Genomic DNA, 24,807 nt, shown 5'->3' with positions numbered 1-24,807 from the left:
AGCATGTTGAATTTTGAAAAGCTGAAAGACGGAAAGCAATTAAACGGTCTTGCGCTAGCGTATATGGGTGATGCCATTTTTGAAGTATATGTGAGGCATCACCTCCTCCAAACGGGGGCAACAAAACCGAATGAGCTGCATAAACGAGCAAGTAAGATCGTTTCAGCTAAATCTCAGGCTGCCATTTTATTTGAGCTTCAGCAGCAGGGCTTTTTCACTGAAGCAGAAGAAGCGGTGTTGAAAAGAGGACGAAACGCAAAATCGGGCACAGTGCCTAAAAACACAGACGTTCAAACGTATCGTTATAGTACGGCGCTTGAAGCGATCATGGGTTATCTATTTATTGAAAAGCAGGACGAGCGGTTAGAAGAACTGATCAGTCAAGCGATTGAAATCGGAACGTCAGGGAGGAAGACAAATGAGTCAGCAACATGATTATGTGATTGGGAAAAATGCAGTGATTGAGACACTGAAGTCAGATCGAGAGCTATACAAGCTTTGGATGGCAGAAAACACTGTAAAAGGACAAGCCCAGCAGGTCATTGAACTCGCTAAAAAACAAAATATCACCATTCAGTATGTTCCGAGGAAAAAACTTGATCAAATGGTATCTGGTCAGCATCAAGGAATCGTTGCACAGGTGGCTGCGTATGAATATGCAGAATTGGAAGATCTATATCAAATCGCAGAAAAACGGAATGAACAGCCATTCTTTCTTATTTTAGACGAGATTGAAGATCCTCATAATTTGGGCTCCATTATGCGAACAGCTGATGCTGTTGGTGCACACGGAATTGTCATCCCGAAACGACGAGCGGTAGGGTTAACGACAACCGTTGCAAAAGCATCTACTGGAGCAATTGAACATATACCTGTAGCGAAAGTGACCAATCTATCAAGAGCCCTTGATGAGATGAAGGAACGGGGCATCTGGGTAGCAGGTACAGATGCATCTGCTAAACAGGATTACAGACAGTTTGATGGGACAATGCCTCTCGCTCTAGTCATCGGTAGTGAAGGAAAGGGAATTGGTCGCTTAATCAGAGAAAAATGTGATTTTCTCATTAAACTACCAATGGCAGGGAAGGTTACTTCATTAAATGCATCGGTTGCAGCTGGATTATTGATGTATGAAGTGTACCGAAAACGTTATCCGTTAGGAGAATAGAGATGGACATCCTCTTAGTCGATGGATACAACATGATAGGTGCATGGCCTCGTTTGCAACACTTAAAGGAAAACAGCTTTGAAGAAGCCAGAGATGTGCTGATTCAATATTTGGCAGAATATCAAGCATACACAGGGTATCGAGTGATCGTCGTATTCGATGCCCATATGGTCAAAGGTATCGAGAAAAAGCGGAAAAACCACCGGGTAGAGGTCATCTTTACGAGAGAGAATGAAACGGCTGATGAGCGGATTGAAAAGCTTGCACAGGATTTGAACAATATTAGAACGCAAATTCATGTTGCGACATCTGATTACACAGAACAATGGGCGATTTTTGGACAAGGCGCCCTTCGTAAGTCGGCGAGAGAGCTGTTAAGAGAAATTGAAGTGATTGAAAGAAAGATAGAAACACGTGTCAAAAAGATTACGTCTGATAAGCCGGCATCTAAAATTGAATTGTCAGAAGACGTATTGAAAACGTTCGAAAAATGGCGAAGAGGGAATTTGGAATAACTTGACTAAATTTTGATAATTAATGTATAATATTTCTATCTAGGTGCGGTCGGGGGGATCGAAGTGAATCTAAACAACAGCAAGGGTAAGTCCATCAGAGAGCAATTTTGCCAGTTGGAAGATGAACAAGTCATTGAAAGGGTTCATGTCGGAGATAGTGATGCGCTAGATTACTTAATAACAAAATATCGCAACTTTGTACGTGCAAAAGCAAGATCATATTTTCTGATTGGAGCGGACCGAGAGGACATTGTGCAAGAGGGGATGATTGGACTTTACAAGTCTATCCGTGATTTCAGAGAGGACAAGCTTACTTCATTTAAGGCTTTTGCAGAATTATGTATTACCCGCCAAATTATCACCGCAATTAAAACAGCTACTCGCCAAAAACATATCCCGTTAAATTCCTATGTATCATTAGATAAGCCGATTTACGATGAAGAATCGGACAGAACATTATTAGATGTCATTTCCGGTACTAAAGCGCTTAACCCAGAAGATTTGATTATTAGCAAAGAAGAATTTGATGATATTGAAATGAAGATGGGTGAACTATTAAGCGAGCTGGAAAGGAAAGTACTTGTGCTTTATCTTGACGGCAGATCTTATCAGGAGATTTCTGAAGATTTGAACCGTCATGTCAAATCAATTGATAACGCTCTCCAGAGAGTAAAGAGAAAATTAGAGAAGTACTTAGAGCTTCGCGAGATTAGTCTCTAGTAAAACCTATATTGACAGTTTTTTCGACACTGTGATAAGGTACTAAAGAAATGATGTCGAGAAAATAGGTGTAAATATGAGGAAGAAAATTACTCTAGCCTGTAAAGACTGTGGAAGCCGTAATTATACAACGATGAAAAGTGTGGCTTCAGCAGCTGAAAGATTAGAAGTGAAGAAATATTGCAAGACTTGTAATTCACATAAAACACATTTAGAAACGAAGTAAGATTTGCGTTCTTTAATCTGTGGAGGTCTTTTACATGCGTATTATCAGTTTCTTAAAAAGTGTCGGGAAAGAAATGAAAAAGGTCAGCTGGCCAAAGAAAAACGAAATGGTCCGCTACACAATTACTGTTATTTTAACAGTTGTATTCTTTGCAATCTTTTTCTCTCTCCTTGATATAGGAATCTCACAATTAATTGAATTAATTCATTAATACTTGAATAATGGTCTGCTGAACGTGCTATAATAGATCATAATATGACTTGCCAAAAAACCCGTTTTACGGGTTTTTTCAATTGCTTGAAAATATTTACCGTTACTTGAGATACGTCAAATAGACATTTTGAAATGTGGGGAGGGAAGGACTAAATAGTCCTGAACGAAAATGGAAAAGAATTGGTATGTTGTGCATACGTACTCTGGCTATGAAAACAAAGTAAAAGCGAACTTAGAAAAGCGTGTTGAATCAATGGGGATGCAAGACAAAATCTTCCGCGTTGTTGTACCTGAAGAAGAAGAAACTGATATTAAAAATGGTAAGAAAAAAGTCGTCAAAAAGAAAGTGTTCCCTGGCTATGTCCTTGTTGAAATCGTCATGACTGACGATTCTTGGTATGTCGTACGGAATACACCAGGTGTGACAGGTTTCGTTGGATCAGCCGGATCAGGTTCAAAGCCGACTGCGTTATTACCAGGCGAAGCTGAAACCATTCTGAAGAGAATGGGTCTTGAAGAACGCAAGACAGAAATCGACTTTGAATTAAAAGAAACAGTCAAAGTAATCGATGGACCATTTGCTAATTTCACTGGCTCTATTGAAGAAATTGATTACGATAAAAGCAAAGTCAAAGTATTTGTTAATATGTTTGGTAGAGAAACACCTGTGGAACTTGAGTTCACACAGATCGATAAATTGTAATTGAAATAGCTTGAAATGAGTGTATAGAAGTGGTAATATAGCAAAGGTACGTCTTGAGTTCGCTCAAGATCGCTAGCTAGTTATTTCGTCATTCATATAAAGAATGAAGTTGTTGAGTGGGAGGGGGATTCCCCTATTACCACATCACGGACTTTAAGGAGGTGTGTCTCGTGGCTAAAAAAGTAGTAAAAGTTGTTAAATTGCAAATTCCTGCTGGAAAAGCTAACCCAGCTCCACCAGTTGGACCTGCACTAGGTCAAGCCGGTGTTAATATCATGGGATTCTGTAAGGAGTTTAATGCTCGTACAGCTGACCAAGCTGGTCTTATCATTCCTGTTGAAATTTCGGTTTTTGAAGACCGTTCATTTACATTTATTACTAAAACTCCACCTGCTGCAGTTTTACTTAAAAAAGCAGCTGGTATTGAGTCTGGTTCTGGTGAACCTAATCGTAATAAAGTGGCAACTGTTAAGCGTGATAAAGTACGCGAAATCGCGGAAACAAAAATGCCTGACTTAAACGCTGCTAGCGTTGAATCAGCTATGCGTATGGTTGAAGGTACTGCACGTAGTATGGGTATTGTCATCGAAGATTAATTTTTTGTCTTGTTGGGTTGCGAGTTTTGTTTTGACAAGTTCGCAACCCTTATTCGTGGGAGGTTATTCCGCTAAAACCACATAAGGAGGATTTATATAATGGCTAAAAAAGGTAAAAAGTATGTAGAAGCTGCTAAGCTAATTGATCGTACAAAAGCGTATGATGTAGCTGAAGCTGTTTCTCTTACAAAGAAAGCAAATACAGCGAAATTTGATGCGACTGTAGAAGTTGCTTTTCGTTTGGGTGTAGACCCTCGTAAAAACGATCAACAAATCCGCGGTGCAGTTGTACTTCCTAACGGAACTGGTAAAACTCAACGCGTTCTTGTGTTCGCTAAAGGCGAAAAAGCAAAAGAAGCAGAAGCTGCTGGAGCAGACTACGTTGGAGATGCTGATTACATCGCAAAAATCCAACAAGGTTGGTTCGAATTCGATGTAATCGTTGCAACACCTGACATGATGGGTGAAGTTGGTAAGATCGGTCGTGTACTTGGACCAAAAGGTCTTATGCCAAACCCTAAAACAGGAACTGTTACATTTGAAGTAGAAAAAGCAATCAATGAAATCAAAGCTGGTAAAGTTGAATACCGCGTTGATAAAGCTGGTAACATCCACGCGCCAATCGGAAAGGTTTCTTTCGAGGATGACAAACTTGTTGAGAACTTCTCAACAATCTATGAAACAATCCTTAAAGCTAAACCTGCAGCGGCTAAAGGTGTATACGTGAAAAACGTTTCTGTTACATCTACAATGGGCCCTGGCGTGAAAGTGGATCCATCTTCTTTCTCTGCAAAGTAATTCTTGACTTGTCACAATCATTTTGATATTATCAAAATGTTGTAAAATAAAATAATGTCCATTTATACCGTAGACAGCAGGGGCCTGATGGCTTAAATAACCCGCCGAGGTGTATATGTCACAGTCTTACGTTAACGTATGCTTGTATATACAGCCTCCATGTCTTGATGGAGGCTTTTTATATGGAGAACCGTTCGTTAGGAACGTGATGACCTGATCGGTATAAGTGTTACACAAAGAATGTACAGGAGGTGTAACCATGAGCAGCGCAATCGATACAAAAAAGGTACTCGTTGATGAAATTGCTTCAAAATTTAAAGATAGTGCATCTACTGTAGTAGTAGATTACCGTGGTCTTTCAGTTTCTGAACTGACTGAACTTCGTAAGCAACTTCGTGATGCTGGTGTAGAATTCAAAGTTTACAAAAACACGATGACTCGCCGTGCAGTTGAACAAGTTGAACTAGCGGGTTTAAATGATTTCTTAACAGGTCCAAACGCTATCGCATTCAGTAACGAAGATGTTATCGCACCTGCGAAAATCATCAACGATTTTGCGAAAAGCCACGAAGCTTTAGAAATCAAAGCTGGTGTCATCGAAGGAAACGTAGCGACTGTAGAAGAAGTGAAGGCTCTTGCGGAACTTCCGTCTCGCGAAGGCTTACTTTCTATGTTGCTTAGCGTTCTTCAAGCTCCAGTTCGTAACCTTGCTCTTGCAACTAAAGCAGTTGCAGAACAAAAAGAAGAACAAGGCGCTTAATGCGTACTTGACGTAAAATAACTTAAAATGGAGGAATTACAAATGGCTTTAAATATCGAAGAAATCATTGCTTCAGTTAAAGAAGCAACTGTACTTGAGTTAAACGACTTAGTAAAAGCAATCGAAGAAGAATTTGGCGTAACTGCTGCTGCTCCTGTAGCTGTAGCTGGTGCTGCTGCTGGTGGCGCTGCTGAAGAGAAAACTGAATTTGATCTAGTACTTGCTGGTGCTGGAGACCAAAAAATCAAAGTTATCAAAGTGGTTCGTGAAATCACTGGTCTTGGCTTGAAAGAAGCTAAAGAACTTGTTGACAACACTCCAAAACCTCTTAAAGAAGGTATTGCTAAAGAAGAAGCTGAAGAACTTAAAGCTAAGCTTGAAGAAGTTGGCGCTTCTGTAGAAGTTAAGTAATCTTCGCCTAATCTTTTGAGAAAGCTCGCTTTTACTGGCGGGCTTTTTCTTTTCTAATCTCCTGAAACGATTGAACCCAGAGGAGGTCCATTCATCATGAGTGACCACTATTATACGGAAAAGCCATCTGTGAAAAGCGATAAACAGACTTGGGACTTCACCTTGAGAAACCGTACCTTTACTTTTACAAGTGACAATGGAGTGTTTTCTAAGAAAGAAGTCGACTTTGGTTCAAGGCTTTTAATTGAAGCTTTTGAAGAACCTGAATTGGATGGCGACGTCTTAGATGTCGGTTGCGGTTATGGACCGATCGGTTTATCAATAGCGAATGAATTGACAAGCCGCACCATTCATATGATTGATGTGAATGAAAGAGCAGTCGAACTTTCAAAGGAAAACGCTAAACATAATCGAATTGATAATGTCCGCATTTATCAAAGTGATTTGTTCTCGAATGTTCATTCATCATCTACTTTTGCCTCTATACTGACCAATCCTCCGATCCGAGCAGGAAAAAAAGTTGTACATGCAATCTTTGAAAAAAGTGCTGATCATTTATTGCCAGAAGGCGAGTTGTGGGTGGTTATCCAGAAAAAGCAAGGCGGACCATCTACGATAGAAAAATTAGAGCAGCTCTTTGGAGAAGTGACGGTCGTGTTGAAAAAGAAGGGCTACTATATTATCAGAGCTAAAAATGTTTGACGCAGTTTCCTAGCTGTGTTAACATTATAAAATGCCAATATGTATATTTTGCTTGATAGGCTTAATAAATAACTATTTTGTATAAATTATGCATACTTGGGAAAACTAATAAAATCGGTATTTGTTTTTGGATGTGGTTTTCTTATTTTAGAAACCCTTTTTTCTTTTGTCTTGTAAAAGTATTTCTTTTCTGACATTTGAAATGCCGAAATACTTTTTACACATATAATACGCATGATTTGAGGGGTGAATCAGTTGACAGGTCAACTAGTTCAGTATGGACGACACCGCCAGCGCAGAAGTTACGCACGCATAAGCGAAGTGTTAGAATTACCAAATCTCATTGAAATTCAAACCTCTTCTTATCAGTGGTTTCTTGATGAGGGTCTTAGAGAGATGTTTCAAGATATATCCCCAATTGAGGATTTTACTGGTAACCTTTCTCTTGAATTCATTGATTACAGCCTAGGGGATCCAAAGTATCCTGTAGCAGAATCAAAAGAACGCGACGTCACTTACTCTGCTCCACTAAGAGTAAAAGTTCGATTAATTAACAAAGAAACTGGAGAAGTAAAAGACCAAGATGTGTTCATGGGGGATTTCCCTATCATGACAGACACAGGTACTTTTATTATTAACGGTGCAGAACGTGTTATCGTTTCTCAATTAGTGCGATCTCCAAGTGTATATTACAGTGGTAAAGTAGACAAAAACGGTAAAAAAGGTTTTACTGCGACTGTCATTCCAAACCGTGGCGCATGGTTAGAATACGAAACTGATGCGAAGGATGTAGTCTATGTACGCATCGATCGCACACGTAAGTTGCCGGTTACGGTTCTTTTGCGTGCACTCGGCTTCAGCTCTGATCAAGAGATTCTTGACCTCATTGGCGAGAATGAATACTTACGCAACACGTTGGAAAAAGACAACACAGAGAATGCTGATAAAGCACTTCTTGAAATCTACGAGCGCCTTCGTCCTGGAGAGCCGCCAACTGTTGAAAACGCGAAAAGCTTGCTAGACTCTCGTTTCTTTGATCCAAAAAGGTACGACCTAGCAAACGTTGGACGCTACAAGATTAATAAAAAGCTTCATATTAAAAACAGACTGTTCAATCAAAAGTTGGCTGAAACGTTAGTTGATCCTGAAACAGGTGAAATTCTAGCAGAAAAAGGTCAAATTTTAGATAGAAGAGTTCTTGATAAAGTTCTTCCATACTTAGAAAGCGGCATCGGTTTTAGAAAGCTTTACCCGAACGGTGGCGTGGTAGAAGATGAAGTAGAACTTCAATCTATTAAAATTTACGCGCCGTCTGACCAAGAAGGCGAACAAGTCATTAACGTGATTGGCAATGCATATGTAGAGGAAGCTGTAAAGAACATTACCCCTTCTGACATCATTGCGTCAATCAGTTACTTCTTTAACCTACTACATGGTGTAGGTGATACAGATGATATCGATCACCTTGGTAACCGTCGTCTACGTTCTGTAGGTGAATTATTGCAAAACCAATTCCGAATTGGACTGAGCAGAATGGAGCGTGTTGTTCGTGAAAGAATGTCGATCCAAGACACAAACACGATCACACCTCAACAGCTGATCAACATCCGTCCTGTGATCGCTTCGATCAAAGAGTTCTTTGGTAGCTCTCAGCTTTCTCAGTTCATGGACCAAACAAACCCGCTTGCTGAATTGACGCATAAACGTCGTCTATCAGCGCTTGGACCAGGTGGTTTGACGCGTGAGCGTGCAGGAATGGAAGTTCGTGACGTTCACTACTCTCACTATGGCCGTATGTGTCCGATTGAAACGCCAGAGGGACCAAACATTGGTTTGATCAACTCGCTATCGTCATTTGCAAAAGTAAACCGTTTCGGCTTTATCGAAACACCTTATCGCCGTGTTGACCCTGAAACAGGTAAAGTCACACCGAGAATTGATTACTTGACTGCGGACGAAGAGGATAACTACGTTGTAGCTCAGGCGAACGCTGAATTAGCTGAAGACGGCTCGTTCATTGAAGATAACATCATCGCTCGTTTTAGAGGCGAAAACACGGTTGTTCCTAAAAGCCGCGTTGACTACATGGACGTATCGCCAAAGCAGGTTGTTTCTGCAGCGACAGCATGTATTCCTTTCTTAGAAAACGATGACTCTAACCGTGCTCTAATGGGAGCGAACATGCAACGTCAGGCTGTGCCTTTGATGCAGCCGGAATCACCAATTGTTGGTACAGGTATGGAGTATGTATCAGGTAAAGACTCTGGTGCTGCTGTCATCTGTCGCTATCCAGGTGTTGTAGAACGTGTGGAAGCGAAAACCATTTGGGTTCGTCGCTATGAAGACGTTGACGGACAAAAAGTGAAGGGCAACTTAGACAAATACAGCTTGCTGAAATTTGTCCGCTCTAACCAAGGGACTTGCTACAACCAACGCCCAATCGTTAGCGTAGGAGATGAAGTCGTCAAAGGAGAAATCCTTGCAGATGGACCTTCTATGGAAAAAGGCGAATTGGCTCTAGGACGTAACGTCATGGTCGGCTTCATGACTTGGGACGGTTACAACTATGAGGATGCCATCATTATGAGTGAGCGTCTTGTAAAAGATGACGTCTACACATCTATTCATATTGAAGAATATGAATCAGAAGCACGTGACACGAAGCTTGGACCAGAAGAAATCACACGTGATATTCCGAACGTTGGGGAAGACGCTTTACGTAACCTTGACGAGCGTGGAATCATCCGTATTGGTGCAGAAGTAAAAGACGGAGACCTTCTTGTAGGGAAAGTAACGCCTAAAGGTGTAACAGAACTGACAGCTGAAGAACGTCTATTACATGCAATCTTTGGTGAAAAAGCTCGTGAAGTTCGTGATACGTCTCTACGTGTTCCACACGGCGGCGGCGGAATCATTCATGATGTCAAAGTCTTTAATCGTGAAGATGGAGATGAATTACCACCAGGTGTAAACCAATTAGTCCGCGTATACATCGTTCAGAAGCGTAAAATTTCTGAAGGTGACAAAATGGCCGGACGACATGGTAACAAAGGGGTTATCTCTAAAATCCTTCCAGAAGAAGATATGCCGTATCTTCCAGACGGAACACCGATTGATATCATGTTAAACCCTCTAGGGGTACCATCTCGTATGAACATTGGTCAGGTTCTTGAGCTTCATATGGGTATGGCTGCACGTTACCTTGGCATCCACATCGCGTCACCAGTATTTGATGGTGCTCGTGAGGAAGATGTTTGGGAAACGCTTGAAGAAGCAGGCATGTCTCGTGATGCGAAAACAGTCCTGTATGACGGTCGAACTGGTGAACCATTCGACAACCGTGTATCTGTCGGAATCATGTATATGATCAAACTGGCTCACATGGTTGACGATAAACTTCACGCTCGTTCAACTGGACCTTACTCACTTGTTACGCAACAACCACTTGGCGGTAAAGCACAGTTTGGTGGTCAGCGTTTCGGAGAGATGGAAGTATGGGCACTTGAAGCTTACGGTGCAGCTTACACACTTCAAGAGATCTTAACAGTTAAATCGGATGACGTTGTAGGTCGTGTGAAAACATACGAAGCCATCGTCAAAGGAGAAAACGTACCAGAACCAGGTGTTCCTGAATCATTCAAAGTGTTAATTAAAGAACTTCAAAGTTTAGGTATGGATGTAAAAATCCTATCAGGCGATGAAGAAGAGATAGAAATGAGAGATTTAGAGGACGATGAGGAGACGAAGAAAGCAGACGGATTAGCGTTATCAAATGACGAAGATGCCGCTGACTTCGCACCTGTCGATCTTGAACGTGACACAGTCACAAAAGAATAACAGAAACGATTAGAGCAAGTGACTAGGGTATAACCCGAAGATTAAAAGGGAGGTAGGCCCCTTGCTAGATGTGAACAATTTTGAGTATATGAACATCGGTCTCGCATCACCGGATAAAATTCGTTCTTGGTCTTTTGGTGAAGTGAAAAAGCCTGAAACGATCAACTATCGTACACTGAAGCCTGAAAAAGATGGTCTCTTTTGTGAACGTATCTTCGGACCGCAAAAAGACTGGGAATGTCATTGTGGAAAGTATAAGCGCGTTCGTTATAAGGGTGTTGTATGTGACCGTTGTGGTGTAGAAGTAACACGGGCAAAAGTCCGTCGTGAGAGAATGGGGCATATCGAACTGGCTGCCCCAGTTTCCCACATTTGGTATTTCAAAGGTATCCCAAGCAGAATGGGTCTTGTCCTTGACATGTCGCCGCGTGCGTTAGAAGAAGTGATTTACTTCGCTTCTTACGTCGTGACAGATCCAGGAAACACACCGCTTGAGAAGAAACAACTTCTTTCTGAGAAAGAGTTCCGTGCCTATTTAGATAAGTACGGAAATACGTTCCAAGCAGCTATGGGTGCAGAGGCAATTAACAAACTCCTTCAGGATATCGACCTTGTTAAAGAAGTTGATACTCTTAAAGAAGAGTTGAAAACAGCTCAAGGACAGCGTCGTACACGTGCGATCAAGCGCCTTGAAGTATTAGAAGCTTTCCGTAACTCAGGCAACAAACCATCTTGGATGATTCTTGATGTACTTCCGGTGATTCCACCAGAATTACGACCAATGGTTCAGCTTGATGGTGGACGTTTTGCTACATCTGACTTAAACGACCTTTATCGTCGTGTCATCAACCGTAACAACCGTCTAAAACGACTACTAGACCTTGGCGCACCAAGCATCATCGTTCAGAACGAGAAGCGAATGCTTCAAGAAGCTGTAGATGCTTTGATTGACAATGGACGTAGAGGTCGACCAGTAACAGGACCAGGAAACCGTCCATTAAAATCTCTTTCACACATGCTGAAAGGAAAACAAGGACGTTTCCGTCAAAACTTACTTGGTAAACGTGTTGACTATTCTGGGCGTTCTGTTATCGTTGTTGGACCGAATTTGAAAATGTATCAATGTGGACTTCCGAAGGAAATGGCTCTTGAGTTATTCAAACCATTTGTGATGAAGGAGCTTGTTGAAAAAGGATTAGCTCACAACATTAAGAGCGCGAAGCGTAAAATTGAGCGCGTGCAGCCAGAAGTTTGGGATGTCTTAGAATCTGTGATTCGTGAGCACCCAGTCTTACTAAACCGCGCACCAACTCTTCACAGACTTGGTATTCAAGCGTTTGAACCTACACTTGTGGAAGGACGCGCAATTCGTCTGCATCCACTTGTATGTACAGCCTACAACGCTGACTTTGATGGTGACCAAATGGCGGTTCACGTACCATTATCTGCTGAAGCTCAAGCTGAAGCTCGTATCTTAATGCTTGCTGCACAAAACATTTTGAACCCGAAAGATGGAAAACCAGTTGTTACGCCATCTCAGGATATGGTGCTTGGTAACTACTACCTTACACTTGAGCGTAAAGGTGCTATCGGAGAAGGTATGGTCTTCAAAGATACTGACGAAGCCCTTTTAGCTTATCAAAATGGCTATGTGCATCTTCATACACGTGTAGCTGTTGCAGCTAGCTCGTTGAAGAATATCACATTCACTGATGAACAGCGTTCAAAACTGTTAATCACAACAGTTGGAAAACTGATCTTTAATGAAATCTTACCGGAATCATTCCCATATATGAATGAGCCGACAAAGAGCAATATTGAAGAAAATACGCCTGATCGTTTCTTCCTTGAAAAAGGTGAGGATGTCAAAGCTGCGATCGAGAAACAAGAAATCAACGCGCCGTTCAAAAAAGGTATTTTAGGTAAAATCATTGCGGAAATCTTTAAGAGATTCCATATCACTGAGACATCTAAAATGCTGGACCGCATGAAAAATCTTGGTTTCAGATATTCGACCAAAGCTGGTATCACAGTTGGTGTATCAGATATCGTCGTATTAGATGATAAGCAAGAAATCCTTGAAGAAGCACAAGGGAAAGTAGATAACGTCATGAAGCAATTCAGACGTGGTTTGATTACAGAAGAAGAACGTTATGAGAGAGTTATTTCAATCTGGAGTTCTTCTAAAGATGTCATCCAAGGTAAACTGATGAAGTCCCTTGATGAAGTCAACCCGATCTACATGATGAGTGACTCTGGAGCGCGTGGTAACGCATCTAACTTCACTCAGCTAGCTGGTATGCGTGGTCTGATGGCCAACCCGGCTGGACGTATCATTGAACTTCCGATTAAATCTAGTTTCCGTGAAGGCTTAACCGTATTGGAATACTTTATTTCCACTCACGGGGCGCGTAAAGGTCTTGCCGATACAGCCCTTAAAACAGCTGACTCTGGTTACCTCACGCGTCGTCTCGTTGACGTTGCACAAGATGTGATCATCCGTGAAACAGATTGTGGCACAGACCGAGGCCTCTTGGCGAAGTCCATTAAAGAAGGAAATGAAATCATTGAGAAACTTGAAGAACGTCTCATCGGACGTTTTGCAAGAAAACCAATTGTTCATCCTGAATCGGGCGAAGTCATTGTAGGCGAAAACGAACTAATCGATGAAGATAAAGCACTTGAAGTAGTCGAAGCAGGAATTGAAGAAGTATGGATTCGTTCTGCATTTACATGTAACACGCCACACGGTGTATGTAAACGATGCTACGGCCGTAACCTTGCAACTGGTACTGACGTTGAGGTTGGTGAGGCAGTTGGAATCATCGCTGCACAATCTATCGGTGAGCCAGGAACACAGTTAACGATGCGTACATTCCACACTGGTGGGGTTGCAGGAGACGATATCACCCAAGGTTTACCTCGTATTCAAGAGCTATTTGAAGCACGTAATCCGAAGGGTCAAGCGACAATCACTGAAATTGATGGTGTTGTTGCCGAAATCAACGAAGTTCGTGACAAGCAACAGGAAATTGTGGTTCAAGGTGAAGTTGAATCTCGCTCTTACACAGCTCCTTATAATGCACGTCTGAAAGTTGTTGAAGGTGATAAAGTCGCACGCGGTCAAGTACTGACAGAAGGTTCTATCGATCCGAAAGAACTTCTGAAAGTAACGGATATGACAGCTGTTCAAGAATACCTACTACATGAAGTGCAAAAAGTTTACCGTATGCAAGGGGTAGAAATTGGTGATAAACACGTAGAAGTAATGGTTCGCCAAATGCTACGTAAAGTGCGTGTCGCCGATGCGGGTGATACAGATGTATTACCAGGCACACTTCTTGATGTACATCAATTTACTGAAGCGAACAAAAAGGTACTATTCGAAGGCAAACGCCCTGCAACAGGACGTCCAGTTCTTCTTGGTATTACAAAAGCGTCGCTTGAAACAGACTCATTCCTGTCTGCGGCATCATTCCAAGAGACAACTCGTGTCCTAACAGACGCGGCGATCAAAGGAAAACGTGATGAACTGCTTGGCTTGAAAGAGAATGTGATCATTGGTAAGCTTGTTCCTGCTGGAACAGGAATGCCAAACTACCGTAAAGTTAAGCCGGTTTCTCAAGTTCAGCCGTCTGACGACATGGTTCCTGTAGAATAATCTTTCTTTTAAGGTTTTCATAAATGCCATTAAAAATGGTGTAGGGTGTCAAGATAATTTGTCATAGATTATTGACATCCTACTGCCATGATGGTAATATAACCAAGGTGCTCAAATAAAACCTGTTACTTTGGAGGATATTCAATGTCTTATGATAAAGTATCACAGGCCCAATCCATTATTATTGGTACGAAGCAAACAGTAAAGGCTCTAAAACGAGATTCAGTGAAGGAAATTGTCGTAGCGAAAAACGCCGATCCCGCTTTAACAGCTAGTGTAATCAAGCTAGCAGAGGAAAAGGGCGTAGATATTTCAGTGGTAGATTCCATGAAAAAGCTTGGCAAAGCCTGCGGAATTGAAGTTGGGGCAGCAACTGTTGCCATTATGTTATAACGTACTTTTTTGTTTTTGCATGCTTTAAATGTAAAAGCATTGTTTTTTGCCTTTTGATGAACCACCTGGGTATGTGGGTTATAAAAAAAGTAATGAAGGGAGGAATAACAACATGCCTACAATTAATCAGCTAATACGCAAAGGACGCGTGAGTAAAGTTGAAAACTCAAAGTCTCCAGCACTTAACAAAGGATACAACAGTTTCAAAAAAGAGCACACTAACGTAACATCTCCACAGAAACGCGGGGTTTGTACTCGTGTCGGTACAATGACACCGAAAAAACCAAACTCAGCATTACGTAAATATGCTCGTGTACGCTTGTCTAACCTGATTGAAGTAACAGCTTACATTCCTGGTATCGGACATAACCTACAAGAGCACAGTGTAGTACTAATCCGTGGCGGACGTGTAAAAGACTTACCGGGGGTACGTTATCACATCGTTCGTGGTGCGCTTGATACTGCCGGCGTAGAAGGTCGTATGCAAGGTCGTTCTAAGTACGGAACAAAACGTCCTAAACAAAGCAAATAATAAAAACAAACATAAGGGTTTTTAGAAGTTGAATCAGATTAGTTGAGTCGGGTGACTGACAATGATACTGAGATGAAAACAGATAAGAATCCTTTTAAAAGAGAAGGGAGGCTATTCAGATGCCACGTAAAGGTCCTGTAGCAAAAAGAGATGTTTTGCCAGATCCAATTTACAATTCTAAACTTGTATCTCGTCTGATCAACAAAATGATGATCGACGGTAAAAGAGGAAAGTCTCAAACAATCCTCTACAAGTCATTTGATATCATCAAAGAACGTACTGGTAATGAAGCGATGGAGGTTTTCGAACAAGCCTTGAAAAACATCATGCCAGTTCTTGAAGTAAAAGCACGTCGTGTAGGTGGAGCTAACTACCAAGTACCTGTAGAAGTTCGTCCAGACCGTCGTACAACTTTAGGTCTTCGCTGGTTAGTAAACTACGCTCGTCTTCGTGGAGAAAAAACGATGGAAGAGCGTCTAGCTAACGAAATCCTTGACGCAGCTAACAACACTGGTGCTGCTGTTAAGAAACGTGAAGATACACACAAAATGGCAGAAGCGAACAAAGCATTCGCTCACTACCGCTGGTAAGATTTATACCAAACTAAAAAAACTATTCCCTAATAAGGAAGGAGAAATTACCCAATGGCAAGAGAGTTCTCCTTAGACAAAACTCGTAATATTGGTATCATGGCTCACATCGATGCTGGTAAAACGACAACGACTGAGCGTATCTTGTATTATACTGGTCGTATCCACAAACTTGGTGAAACTCACGAAGGAGCTTCACAAATGGACTGGATGGAACAGGAGCAAGAACGTGGTATCACAATCACTTCTGCTGCTACTACAGCACAATGGAAGGGTTACCGTGTAAACATCATTGATACACCAGGACACGTAGACTTCACTGTTGAAGTTGAACGTTCTTTACGTGTACTTGATGGTGCTGTTACTGTTCTTGATGCACAATCAGGAGTAGAGCCACAAACTGAAACAGTTTGGCGCCAAGCAACAACTTATGGAGTACCTCGTATCGTATTCGTTAACAAAATGGATAAAACAGGTGCGGATTTCCTTTACTCTATAGGCACAATCAGAGATCGTCTTCAAGCAAACGCACATGCAATTCAATTGCCAATCGGTGCTGAAGACCAATTCGTAGGAATCATCGATCTTGTAGAAAACGTAGCATATTTCTACGATGATGAAACTGGAACTCGCTCAGAAGCAACAGAAATTCCTGCTGAGTATAAAGAAAAAGCTGAAGAGCAACGTAATAGCTTAGTTGAAGCTGTTGCTGAGCTGGATGAAGAGCTTATGGAAAAATACCTTGAAGGTGAAGAAATTTCAATTCCTGAATTGAAAGCTGCTATCCGTAAAGGTACTTTGAATGTCGAATTCTTCCCAGTTCTTGTTGGTTCTGCTTTCAAAAACAAAGGTGTTCAGCTTGTACTTGATGCTGTCCTTGATTACCTACCTGCACCAACTGATGTTGCAGCTATCAAAGGTACAGTGCCAGATTCAGATGAAGAAGTAGTACGTGAGTCTACTGATGACGCACCATTTGCTGCTCTTGCATTTAAAGTCATGACTGACCCATTTGTTGGGAAATTAACTTTCTTCCGCGTATACTCTGGAACACTTGATTCTGGTTCTTACGTGAAGAACTCTTCTAAAAACAAGCGTGAGCGCGTTGGACGTATCCTGCAAATGCACGCAAACAGCCGTGAAGAAATCTCTACTGTATATTCAGGAGATATCGCAGCAGCTGTAGGTCTTAAAGATACATCAACTGGTGATACTCTATGTGACGAGAAAAATCTTGTTATCCTTGAGTCTATGGACTTCCCAGAACCAGTTATCGATGTAGCGATTGAGCCTAAATCGAAGGCTGACCAAGACAAAATGGGTGTCGCTTTAGCTAAACTAGCTGAAGAGGATCCAACATTCCGTGCACAAACAAACCCTGAAACTGGTCAAACGATCATCTCTGGTATGGGTGAACTTCACCTTGATATCATTGTTGACCGTATGAAGCGTGAGTTCAAGGTTGAAGCTAACGTAGGAGCTCCTCAAGTTGCGTACCGTGAAACATTCCGTTCTAGTGCAAAAGTTGAGGGTAAATTCGTACGTCAGTCTGGTGGACGTGGTCAGTTCGGACACGTTTGGATCGAGTTCGAACCAAACGAAGAAGGCGCAGGCTTCGAATTTGAAAATGCTATCGTCGGTGGGGTTGTTCCTCGTGAGTACGTTCCAGCAGTTCAAGCAGGTCTTGTAGATTCACTTGATAATGGTGTTATCGCTGGATTCCCATTAATCGACATCAAAGCAAAACTATTTGATGGTTCATACCACGATGTTGACTCTAACGAAATGGCGTTTAAAATTGCTGCATCTATGGCATTGAAAAATGCTGCAAGCAAATGTAACCCAGTTCTACTTGAGCCAATGATGAAAGTAGAAGTCGTTATCCCAGAAGAATACATGGGAGACATCATGGGTGATATCACATCTCGTCGTGGACGTGTTGAAGGTATGGAAGCTCGCGGTAACGCACAAGTTGTTCGCGCTATGGTTCCACTATCTGAAATGTTCGGATATGCAACATCACTCCGTTCTAACACACAAGGACGCGGGACTTTCACAATGTTCATGGATCACTATGAAGAAGTACCGAAGAGCATTAGTGAAGAAATCATCAAAAAAAATAAAGGTGAATAATTGATTTTGCCTTTAAACTAAAGTATAACTACTATTGAAGATCAGAAAGTGGGAGGTAACTCTTCACTTTCTATCACTCTATACCAAATACAATGAACCTTTAAGGAGGATTTTCAGAATGGCTAAAGAAAAATTCGACCGTTCCAAATCGCATGCTAACATTGGTACAATTGGACACGTTGACCATGGTAAAACAACTCTAACTGCTGCTATCTCAACAGTTCTTCATAAGAAATCTGGTAAAGGATCAGCAATGGGATATGATCAAATCGATGGTGCTCCAGAAGAGCGCGAGCGTGGAATCACAATCTCAACTTCTCACGTTGAGTACGAAACTGATACTCGTCACTACGCACACGTAGACTGCCCAGGACACGCAGACTATGTTAAAAACATGATCACTGGTGCTGCACAAATGGACGGCGCGATCTTAGTAGTATCTGCTGCTGATGGTCCAATGCCACAAACACGTGAGCACATCCTACTTTCTCGTAACGTAGGTGTACCTTACATCGTTGTATTCCTTAACAAATGTGACATGGTTGACGATGAAGAGTTACTTGAACTTGTTGAAATGGAAGTTCGTGACCTTCTTTCTGACTATGACTTCCCTGGTGACGATGTACCAGTTATCAAAGGTTCTGCTCTTAAAGCTCTTGAAGGAGATGCTGAGTACGAAGCGAAAATCTTCGAACTTATGGACGCGGTTGATGAGTACATCCCAACTCCAGAGCGTGACACTGAGAAGCCATTCATGATGCCAGTTGAGGACGTATTCTCAATCACTGGTCGTGGAACAGTTGCTACTGGACGTGTTGAGCGTGGACAAGTTAAAGTCGGTGACGAAGTTGAAATCATCGGTCTTCAAGAAGAAAACGGTAAAACAACTGTTACAGGTGTTGAAATGTTCCGTAAACTTCTTGACTATGCTGAAGCTGGTGACAACATCGGTGCACTACTTCGTGGTGTATCTCGTGAAGATATCCAACGTGGTCAAGTACTTGCTAAACCAGGTACAATCACTCCACATAGCCGTTTCAAAGCTGAAGTTTATGTACTTTCTAAAGAAGAGGGTGGACGTCATACTCCATTCTTCGCTAACTACCGTCCGCAGTTCTACTTCCGTACAACTGACGTAACTGGTATCGTACATCTTCCAGAAGGTACTGAAATGGTAATGCCTGGCGATAACACTGAGATGGAAGTTGAACTTATCTCTACTATCGCTATCGAAGAAGGAACTCGTTTCTCTATCCGTGAGGGTGGACGTACTGTAGGTTCTGGTGTTGTATCTTCAATCATTAAGTAATGAATAAATAAAAGAGACTCCTTGCAAAAGGGTCTCTTTTTTTCATGTAGAAATGCGATAAGAAATTGAACGAATACTAGTACTGTAAACCAATAAAAAACCGAGTTTCTACTATATAAATACTGTGCTACTTAATCGAGTACTAAGAGGCCCGGTATATCCCTTGTTGTAACCGTTATTCATCAATGATAATCAGATCAACTTCCTCCTTATTGTGATCCAAATAAAACAAGAGAAAAAGCAGTGCAACATCTTTAGGGAAAACTTGATTTATAGAGCGATGCCCTGTATAATATGAAAAGTGTGCAAATCATAAATTTATGCGATTAATGATTGCAACATGCAGGCCAATTTGGTACAATAGTGCATGTTGGTCTTTGACTGCGATGAAGTGAGAGGTTGCTGACACACCCGGCCGCTTTGCCATGGCAAGGTGATCAGGTTTTTCTCACGGAGAACTGTCTAACGTAAGTAGGCGAAAAGGAGGGAAAATAATGGCAAAACAAAAAATTCGTATTCGTTTAAAAGCATATGATCATAGAATTCTTGATCAATCTGCTGAGAAGATTGTTGAAACGGCTAAGCGTTCTGGTGCTAGTGTATCTGGTCCAATCCCGCTTCCAACTGAAAAATCAGTTTACACAATCCTTCGTGCGGTTCATAAGTACAAAGATTCTCGTGAGCAATTCGAGATGCGTACTCACAAACGTCTAATCGACATCGTGAATCCAACTCCGCAAACAGTTGATGCTCTAATGCGATTAGATTTACCATCTGGTGTAGATATCGAAATCAAACTTTAATTCAAATAGAAAACACATATTATAGGAGGTGTGACGAATGACCAAAGGAATCTTAGGTAGAAAAATTGGTATGACGCAAGTATTCGCAGAAAACGGAGATCTTATCCCTGTAACTGTTGTTGAGGCTGCAGCTAACGTTGTTCTTCAAAAGAAGACGACTGATACGGATGGCTACGAAGCAATCCAAATCGGTTTTGACGATAAGCGTGAAAAGCTTTCTAACAAACCAGAGAAAGGCCACGTTGCTAAGGCGGAAACTGCTCCTAAGCGCTTCGTAAAAGAATTACGCGGTGCGGAGTTAGATGCGTATGAAGTTGGTCAGGAAGTCAAAGTTGATATTTTCGCAAGTGGAGATATCGTAGATGTAACAGGAACATCAAAAGGTAAAGGATTCCAAGGGGCTATCAAGCGCCACGGACAATCACGCGGACCAATGACTCACGGTTCACGTTACCATCGTGGTCCTGGTTCAATGGGACCTGTTGATCCAAACCGTGTATTCAAAGGTAAACTTCTTCCAGGACGTATGGGTGGAGAGCAAATCACTGTCCAAAACCTTGAGATCGTTAAAGTTGATGCAGAACGTAATCTTCTTTTGATCAAAGGTAACGTACCAGGACCTAAAAAATCTCTAGTAACTGTGAAAAGTGCAGTTAAATCTAAATAACTCTCTTAGGAAAGGAGGAAACAAGTCATGCCAAAAGTAGCATTATTTAACCAAAACGGTTCTACTAACGGTGAAATCGAATTAAACGCTTCTGTGTTTGGAATCGAGCCGAACGAAAGCGTAGTATTCGATGCTATTCTTATGCAAAGAGCTTCCTTACGTCAAGGAACTCACAAAGTAAAAACTCGTTCTGAAGTACGTGGCGGAGGTCGCAAACCTTGGAGACAGAAGGGTACAGGTCGTGCTCGTCAAGGTTCTATCCGTTCACCACAATGGCGCGGAGGCGGTATCGTATTCGGTCCAACACCACGCAGCTATTCTTATAAATTACCTAAAAAAGTTCGCCGCTTGGCTATCAAGTCAGTGTTGTCTTCTAAAGTAAACGACAACAACATCATCGTTCTTGAAGATCTTACTCTTGATGCTGTGAAAACGAAAGAATTCGCAAGCATTCTTAAAGGGTTATCTGTTGAGAAAAAAGCGTTGATCGTTACTGCTGATGTAAACGAAACAGTTGCATTATCTGCTCGTAACATCCCTGGAGTAACAGTTGTTGAAGCTAACGGTATCAACGTTCTTGACGTTGTTAACCATGAGAAACTTCTGATCACAAAAGCAGCGGTTGAAAAAGTAGAGGAGGGACTTGCATAATGAAAGATCCTCGTGATGTTCTAAAGCGCCCTATCATTACTGAGCGTTCTGCTGATCTAATGACAGAGAAGAAGTACACGTTCGAAGTTGATGTCAAAGCTAACAAAACAGAAGTGAAAGATGCTGTTGAAGAAATCTTTGGAGTGAAAGTTGAGAAAGTCAACGTTCAAAACTACAAAGGGAAATCTAAACGCGTTGGACGCTACACTGGTATGACTAGCCGTCGCAGAAAAGCGATCGTGAAATTAACTGCTGACAGCAAAGAAATCGAAATTTTTGAAGCATAAATCTTAAAAAGAAGGAGGGAAATTCAAAATGGCGATTAAAAAGTATAAACCAACCAGTAATGGTCGTCGTAACATGACTACTTCAGATTTTGCTGAAATTACGACTGACACACCAGAAAAATCATTACTTGCACCGCTTCATAAAAAAGGCGGACGTAACAACCAAGGTAGATTAACTGTTCGTCATCAAGGTGGCGGTCACAAACGTCAATACCGTGTGATTGACTTTAAACGCAATAAAGACGGTATACCTGGACGCGTTGCTACAATCGAGTATGATCCAAACCGTTCAGCAAACATCGCTCTTGTAAACTATGCAGATGGTGAGAAACGTTACATTCTTGCTCCAAAAGGAATCCAAGTTGGTACTGAAGTTACTTCTGGTCCAGAAGCTGACATCAAACCAGGTAACGCTCTTCCACTGATCAACATCCCTGTTGGTACAGTTGTGCATAACATTGAATTAAAACCAGGTAAAGGTGGACAATTAGTTCGTTCTGCTGGTACTTCTGCTCAAGTTCTTGGTAAAGAAGGTAAATACGTTCTTGTACGCTTGAACTCAGGAGAAGTTCGTATGATTCTTTCTGCTTGCCGTGCAACAGTTGGTCAAGTTGGAAACGAGCAACACGAATTAATTACCATTGGTAAAGCTGGTCGTTCTCGCTGGAAAGGCGTACGCCCAACAGTTCGTGGTTCTGTTATGAACCCTAACGATCACCCACACGGTGGTGGTGAAGGACGCGCTCCAATCGGACGTAAATCACCAATGTCTCCATGGGGTAAACCGACTCTTGGATTCAAGACTCGTAAGAAAACCAACAAGTCTGATAAATTCATTGTACGTCGTCGTAAAAACAAGTAACGGGGTTGTCTACGGTTCATTTAGGACCGTAGCTCAATCACGAAGGGAGGTTCCACAATGGCTCGCAGCTTAAAAAAAGGACCATTTGTTGATGATCATTTGATGGCTAAAGTCGAGAAACTAAATGAAACTGACAAGAAGCAAGTAGTAAAAACTTGGTCTCGTCGTTCTACAATTTTCCCACAATTCATCGGTCACACAATTGCAGTCTATGACGGCCGCAAACATGTACCTGTATTCATCTCTGAAGATATGGTAGGTCACAAATTGGGCGAATTCGCACCAAGCCGTACTTACAAAGGTCATGCTAGTGACGATAAAAAAACAAGACGCTAATGAGAGGAGGCTTTTAAATGCAAGCTAAAGCTGTCGCAAGAACAGTCCGTATTGCTCCTCGTAAAGCACGTCTAGTAATGGACCTGATCCGAGGTAAGCAAGTAGGAGAAGCAGTATCTATTCTTAACCTTACACCGAAGGCTGCTTCACCGATTATTGAAAAAGTATTGAAATCTGCTATCGCAAATGCTGAGCACAACTACGAGTTAGATGCTAACAGCCTAGTGATCACTCAAGCATTCGTTGACGAAGGTCCAACACTTAAGAGATTCCGTCCACGTGCTATGGGTCGTGCGAGCGCAATTAACAAACGTACTAGCCACATTACAATCGTTGTATCAGAAAAGAAGGAGGGATAATCCGTGGGTCAAAAGGTAAATCCAATAGGTCTTCGTATTGGCGTTATTCGTGATTGGGAATCTAAATGGTTCGCTGGTAAAGATTACGCTGACTTCCTACATGAAGACTTGAAAATCCGTGAATTCATTAGCAAGCGTTTGTCTGACGCGTCTGTTTCTAAAGTAGAAATCGAGCGTGCTGCAAACCGCGTAAATATCACAATCCACACGGCTAAACCAGGTATGGTAATTGGTAAAGGCGGATCTGAAGTTGAAGCACTTCGTAAAGCTCTTAACAGCCTAACTGGCAAACGTGTACACATCAACATTCTTGAAATCAAGAGAGCAGATCTTGATGCACAACTAGTTGCTGAAAACATCGCTCGTCAACTTGAAAACCGTATTTCATTCCGTCGTGCACAAAAACAAACAATCCAACGCACAATGCGTGCTGGAGCACAAGGAATTAAAACAATGGTTTCTGGTCGTCTTGGCGGTGCAGATATTGCTCGTTCTGAACATTACAGTGAAGGTACTGTTCCGTTGCACACACTTCGTGCTGACATCGACTATGCTCATGCTGAAGCTGACACTACTTATGGTAAGCTTGGCGTAAAAGTATGGATCTATCGTGGAGAAGTCCTTCCAACTAAGAAGAATACTGCGGAAGGAGGAAAATAATATGTTATTGCCAAAACGCGTAAAGTATCGCAGAGAACATCGTGGAAAAATGCGTGGTCGTGCAAAAGGTGGCACTGAAGTACATTTCGGTGAGTTCGGTATCCAAGCTGTAGAAGCTTCTTGGATCACTAACCGTCAAATCGAAGCTGCTCGTATTGCTATGACTCGTTACATGAAACGTGGCGGTAAAGTTTGGATCAAAATTTTCCCTTCTAAGCCATATACAGCGAAACCACTTGAGGTCCGCATGGGTTCCGGTAAAGGTGCTCCAGAAGGATGGGTAGCTGTTGTAAAACCGGGTAAAGTTTTATTTGAAATTTCTGGTGTGTCTGAAGAAGTTGCTCGTGAAGCTCTTCGTCTTGCATCTCACAAATTGCCAATTAAAACGAAGTTCGTAAAACGTGAAGAAATTGGTGGTGAATCAAATGAAAGCTAATGAAATTCGTGACCTTACCACTGCTGAAATTGAACAAAAAGTAAAGTCTCTTAAAGAAGAACTTTTCAATCTTCGTTTCCAATTAGCGACTGGGCAACTTGAAAATACTGCTCGCATTCGTGAAGTGCGTAAATCAATCGCACGCATGAAAACTGTGATTCGTCAAAGAGAAATCGCTGCTAATAAATAATAATTAGAGGGGAGGCCCCGCAAACATGAGCGAACGTAACCAACGTAAAGTGTATCAAGGTCGTGTTGTTTCTGACAAAATGGATAAAACTATCACAGTTGTAGTTGAAACATACAAAAAGCATTCACTTTATGGTAAGCGTGTAAGATATTCTAAAAAGTTCAAAGCGCATGATGAAAATAACCAAGCAAAAATCGGAGACATCGTAAAGATCATGGAAACTCGTCCATTATCTGCGACTAAGCGTTTTCGTCTAGTTGAAGTTGTCGAAGAAGCTGTTATTATCTAA

General features: G+C 41.7%; 30 protein-coding genes and 1 other annotated feature. All 30 genes read left to right on the top strand.

Annotated features, from left to right (window positions below):
- Positions 1 to 3 precede the first annotated feature (3 nt).
- Entirely contained in the window at positions 4 to 435 is a 432-nt protein-coding gene (locus AB1K80_RS14180; RefSeq protein ID WP_412857351.1) for a Mini-ribonuclease 3, read from the top strand.
- Entirely contained in the window at positions 419 to 1,168 is a 750-nt protein-coding gene (rlmB, locus tag AB1K80_RS14175) for a 23S rRNA (guanosine(2251)-2'-O)-methyltransferase RlmB (RefSeq protein ID WP_412857350.1), read from the top strand. The genes AB1K80_RS14180 and rlmB overlap by 17 nt, the downstream gene beginning before the upstream one ends.
- 2 nt (positions 1,169 to 1,170) lie before the next feature.
- Positions 1,171 to 1,683: a ribosome-dependent mRNA decay endonuclease Rae1/YacP gene (gene rae1 / locus AB1K80_RS14170; RefSeq protein ID WP_412857348.1), complete on the top strand. Its 513-nt coding sequence runs from the start codon at positions 1,171 to 1,173 to the stop codon at positions 1,681 to 1,683.
- Positions 1,684 to 1,746: 63 nt separating this feature from the next.
- Positions 1,747 to 2,403 (top strand): RNA polymerase sporulation sigma factor SigH, encoded by a 657-nt coding sequence (gene sigH, locus AB1K80_RS14165; RefSeq protein ID WP_412857347.1) that lies wholly within the window; start codon positions 1,747 to 1,749, stop codon positions 2,401 to 2,403.
- A 76-nt stretch (positions 2,404 to 2,479) separates the two neighbouring features.
- On the top strand, positions 2,480 to 2,629 hold the full coding sequence (gene rpmG, locus AB1K80_RS14160; RefSeq protein ID WP_008356502.1) for a 50S ribosomal protein L33: 150 nt from the start codon (positions 2,480 to 2,482) through the stop codon (positions 2,627 to 2,629).
- A gap of 34 nt (positions 2,630 to 2,663) precedes the next feature.
- Positions 2,664 to 2,840 (top strand): preprotein translocase subunit SecE, encoded by a 177-nt coding sequence (secE, locus tag AB1K80_RS14155; protein ID WP_226567638.1) that lies wholly within the window; start codon positions 2,664 to 2,666, stop codon positions 2,838 to 2,840.
- A 171-nt stretch (positions 2,841 to 3,011) separates the two neighbouring features.
- Entirely contained in the window at positions 3,012 to 3,545 is a 534-nt protein-coding gene (nusG, locus tag AB1K80_RS14150; protein WP_003217197.1) for a transcription termination/antitermination protein NusG, read from the top strand.
- A gap of 170 nt (positions 3,546 to 3,715) precedes the next feature.
- Positions 3,716 to 4,141 carry a 50S ribosomal protein L11 gene (gene rplK, locus AB1K80_RS14145; RefSeq protein ID WP_003216956.1) on the top strand — a complete coding sequence of 142 codons (426 nt, stop codon included), beginning with the start codon at positions 3,716 to 3,718 and terminating at the stop codon, positions 4,139 to 4,141.
- 99 nt (positions 4,142 to 4,240) lie between these two features.
- The gene (gene rplA, locus AB1K80_RS14140) at positions 4,241 to 4,939 is read left to right on the top strand and encodes a 50S ribosomal protein L1 (protein ID WP_412857344.1); all 699 of its coding nucleotides are present in this window, start codon (positions 4,241 to 4,243) and stop codon (positions 4,937 to 4,939) included.
- Between the two features lie 49 nt (positions 4,940 to 4,988).
- Positions 4,989 to 5,129 (top strand) — a sequence feature (ribosomal protein L10 leader region).
- Positions 5,130 to 5,198: 69 nt separating this feature from the next.
- Positions 5,199 to 5,699: a 50S ribosomal protein L10 gene (gene rplJ / locus AB1K80_RS14135; RefSeq protein ID WP_412857343.1), complete on the top strand. Its 501-nt coding sequence runs from the start codon at positions 5,199 to 5,201 to the stop codon at positions 5,697 to 5,699.
- Positions 5,700 to 5,741: 42 nt separating this feature from the next.
- Positions 5,742 to 6,110, top strand: a complete 369-nt coding sequence (rplL, locus tag AB1K80_RS14130; protein ID WP_412857342.1) for a 50S ribosomal protein L7/L12 — start codon at positions 5,742 to 5,744, stop codon at positions 6,108 to 6,110.
- A 96-nt stretch (positions 6,111 to 6,206) separates the two neighbouring features.
- Positions 6,207 to 6,812 carry a class I SAM-dependent methyltransferase gene (locus tag AB1K80_RS14125; RefSeq protein WP_412857341.1) on the top strand — a complete coding sequence of 202 codons (606 nt, stop codon included), beginning with the start codon at positions 6,207 to 6,209 and terminating at the stop codon, positions 6,810 to 6,812.
- Positions 6,813 to 7,067: 255 nt separating this feature from the next.
- Complete coding sequence (gene rpoB / locus AB1K80_RS14120; protein WP_412857339.1) at positions 7,068 to 10,649, top strand: DNA-directed RNA polymerase subunit beta; 3,582 nt, start codon at positions 7,068 to 7,070, stop codon at positions 10,647 to 10,649.
- 61 nt (positions 10,650 to 10,710) lie between these two features.
- Positions 10,711 to 14,310: a DNA-directed RNA polymerase subunit beta' gene (gene rpoC / locus AB1K80_RS14115; RefSeq protein ID WP_412857337.1), complete on the top strand. Its 3,600-nt coding sequence runs from the start codon at positions 10,711 to 10,713 to the stop codon at positions 14,308 to 14,310.
- A gap of 144 nt (positions 14,311 to 14,454) precedes the next feature.
- Positions 14,455 to 14,703, top strand: a complete 249-nt coding sequence (locus AB1K80_RS14110) for a 50S ribosomal protein L7ae-like protein (RefSeq protein WP_412857335.1) — start codon at positions 14,455 to 14,457, stop codon at positions 14,701 to 14,703.
- Between the two features lie 112 nt (positions 14,704 to 14,815).
- Positions 14,816 to 15,235, top strand: coding sequence for a 30S ribosomal protein S12 (gene rpsL, locus AB1K80_RS14105; protein ID WP_289380986.1), 420 nt, complete (start codon positions 14,816 to 14,818; stop codon positions 15,233 to 15,235).
- Positions 15,236 to 15,354: 119 nt separating this feature from the next.
- Positions 15,355 to 15,825 carry a 30S ribosomal protein S7 gene (gene rpsG / locus AB1K80_RS14100; protein ID WP_003216884.1) on the top strand — a complete coding sequence of 157 codons (471 nt, stop codon included), beginning with the start codon at positions 15,355 to 15,357 and terminating at the stop codon, positions 15,823 to 15,825.
- Between the two features lie 54 nt (positions 15,826 to 15,879).
- On the top strand, positions 15,880 to 17,958 hold the full coding sequence (gene fusA / locus AB1K80_RS14095; protein ID WP_412857333.1) for an elongation factor G: 2,079 nt from the start codon (positions 15,880 to 15,882) through the stop codon (positions 17,956 to 17,958).
- A gap of 118 nt (positions 17,959 to 18,076) precedes the next feature.
- Positions 18,077 to 19,267 carry an elongation factor Tu gene (gene tuf, locus AB1K80_RS14090; protein ID WP_412857332.1) on the top strand — a complete coding sequence of 397 codons (1,191 nt, stop codon included), beginning with the start codon at positions 18,077 to 18,079 and terminating at the stop codon, positions 19,265 to 19,267.
- Between the two features lie 494 nt (positions 19,268 to 19,761).
- Positions 19,762 to 20,070: a 30S ribosomal protein S10 gene (rpsJ, locus tag AB1K80_RS14085; RefSeq protein WP_003156464.1), complete on the top strand. Its 309-nt coding sequence runs from the start codon at positions 19,762 to 19,764 to the stop codon at positions 20,068 to 20,070.
- Positions 20,071 to 20,107: 37 nt separating this feature from the next.
- The gene (rplC, locus tag AB1K80_RS14080) at positions 20,108 to 20,737 is read left to right on the top strand and encodes a 50S ribosomal protein L3 (protein ID WP_412857331.1); all 630 of its coding nucleotides are present in this window, start codon (positions 20,108 to 20,110) and stop codon (positions 20,735 to 20,737) included.
- A 27-nt stretch (positions 20,738 to 20,764) separates the two neighbouring features.
- On the top strand, positions 20,765 to 21,388 hold the full coding sequence (rplD, locus tag AB1K80_RS14075) for a 50S ribosomal protein L4 (RefSeq protein ID WP_412857330.1): 624 nt from the start codon (positions 20,765 to 20,767) through the stop codon (positions 21,386 to 21,388).
- The gene (rplW, locus tag AB1K80_RS14070) at positions 21,388 to 21,675 is read left to right on the top strand and encodes a 50S ribosomal protein L23 (protein WP_412857329.1); all 288 of its coding nucleotides are present in this window, start codon (positions 21,388 to 21,390) and stop codon (positions 21,673 to 21,675) included. Before rplD ends, rplW begins: the two co-directional genes overlap by 1 nt.
- Positions 21,676 to 21,703: 28 nt before the next feature.
- Positions 21,704 to 22,537, top strand: a complete 834-nt coding sequence (rplB, locus tag AB1K80_RS14065) for a 50S ribosomal protein L2 (RefSeq protein ID WP_412857327.1) — start codon at positions 21,704 to 21,706, stop codon at positions 22,535 to 22,537.
- A gap of 57 nt (positions 22,538 to 22,594) precedes the next feature.
- The gene (rpsS, locus tag AB1K80_RS14060; RefSeq protein ID WP_003216920.1) at positions 22,595 to 22,873 is read left to right on the top strand and encodes a 30S ribosomal protein S19; all 279 of its coding nucleotides are present in this window, start codon (positions 22,595 to 22,597) and stop codon (positions 22,871 to 22,873) included.
- 17 nt (positions 22,874 to 22,890) lie between these two features.
- Positions 22,891 to 23,232, top strand: coding sequence for a 50S ribosomal protein L22 (rplV, locus tag AB1K80_RS14055; protein ID WP_007496316.1), 342 nt, complete (start codon positions 22,891 to 22,893; stop codon positions 23,230 to 23,232).
- Between the two features lie 3 nt (positions 23,233 to 23,235).
- Positions 23,236 to 23,892 (top strand): 30S ribosomal protein S3, encoded by a 657-nt coding sequence (gene rpsC / locus AB1K80_RS14050; RefSeq protein WP_289381004.1) that lies wholly within the window; start codon positions 23,236 to 23,238, stop codon positions 23,890 to 23,892.
- Between the two features lies 1 nt (position 23,893).
- A complete protein-coding gene (gene rplP, locus AB1K80_RS14045) occupies positions 23,894 to 24,328 on the top strand; it encodes a 50S ribosomal protein L16 (protein WP_412857326.1) in 435 nt (144 codons plus the stop codon).
- The gene (gene rpmC, locus AB1K80_RS14040; protein ID WP_003217155.1) at positions 24,318 to 24,518 is read left to right on the top strand and encodes a 50S ribosomal protein L29; all 201 of its coding nucleotides are present in this window, start codon (positions 24,318 to 24,320) and stop codon (positions 24,516 to 24,518) included. The genes rplP and rpmC overlap by 11 nt, the downstream gene beginning before the upstream one ends.
- Positions 24,519 to 24,543: 25 nt before the next feature.
- Entirely contained in the window at positions 24,544 to 24,807 is a 264-nt protein-coding gene (rpsQ, locus tag AB1K80_RS14035; protein ID WP_353853999.1) for a 30S ribosomal protein S17, read from the top strand.

Origin of the sequence: Bacillus sp. 179-C3.3 HS (assembly GCF_047229225.1) — a bacterium.
GTDB lineage: Bacteria > Bacillota > Bacilli > Bacillales > Bacillaceae > Bacillus.
Note: the sequence above shows the minus strand (reverse complement) of the source record. Positions and strands in the feature narration are given on the sequence as shown.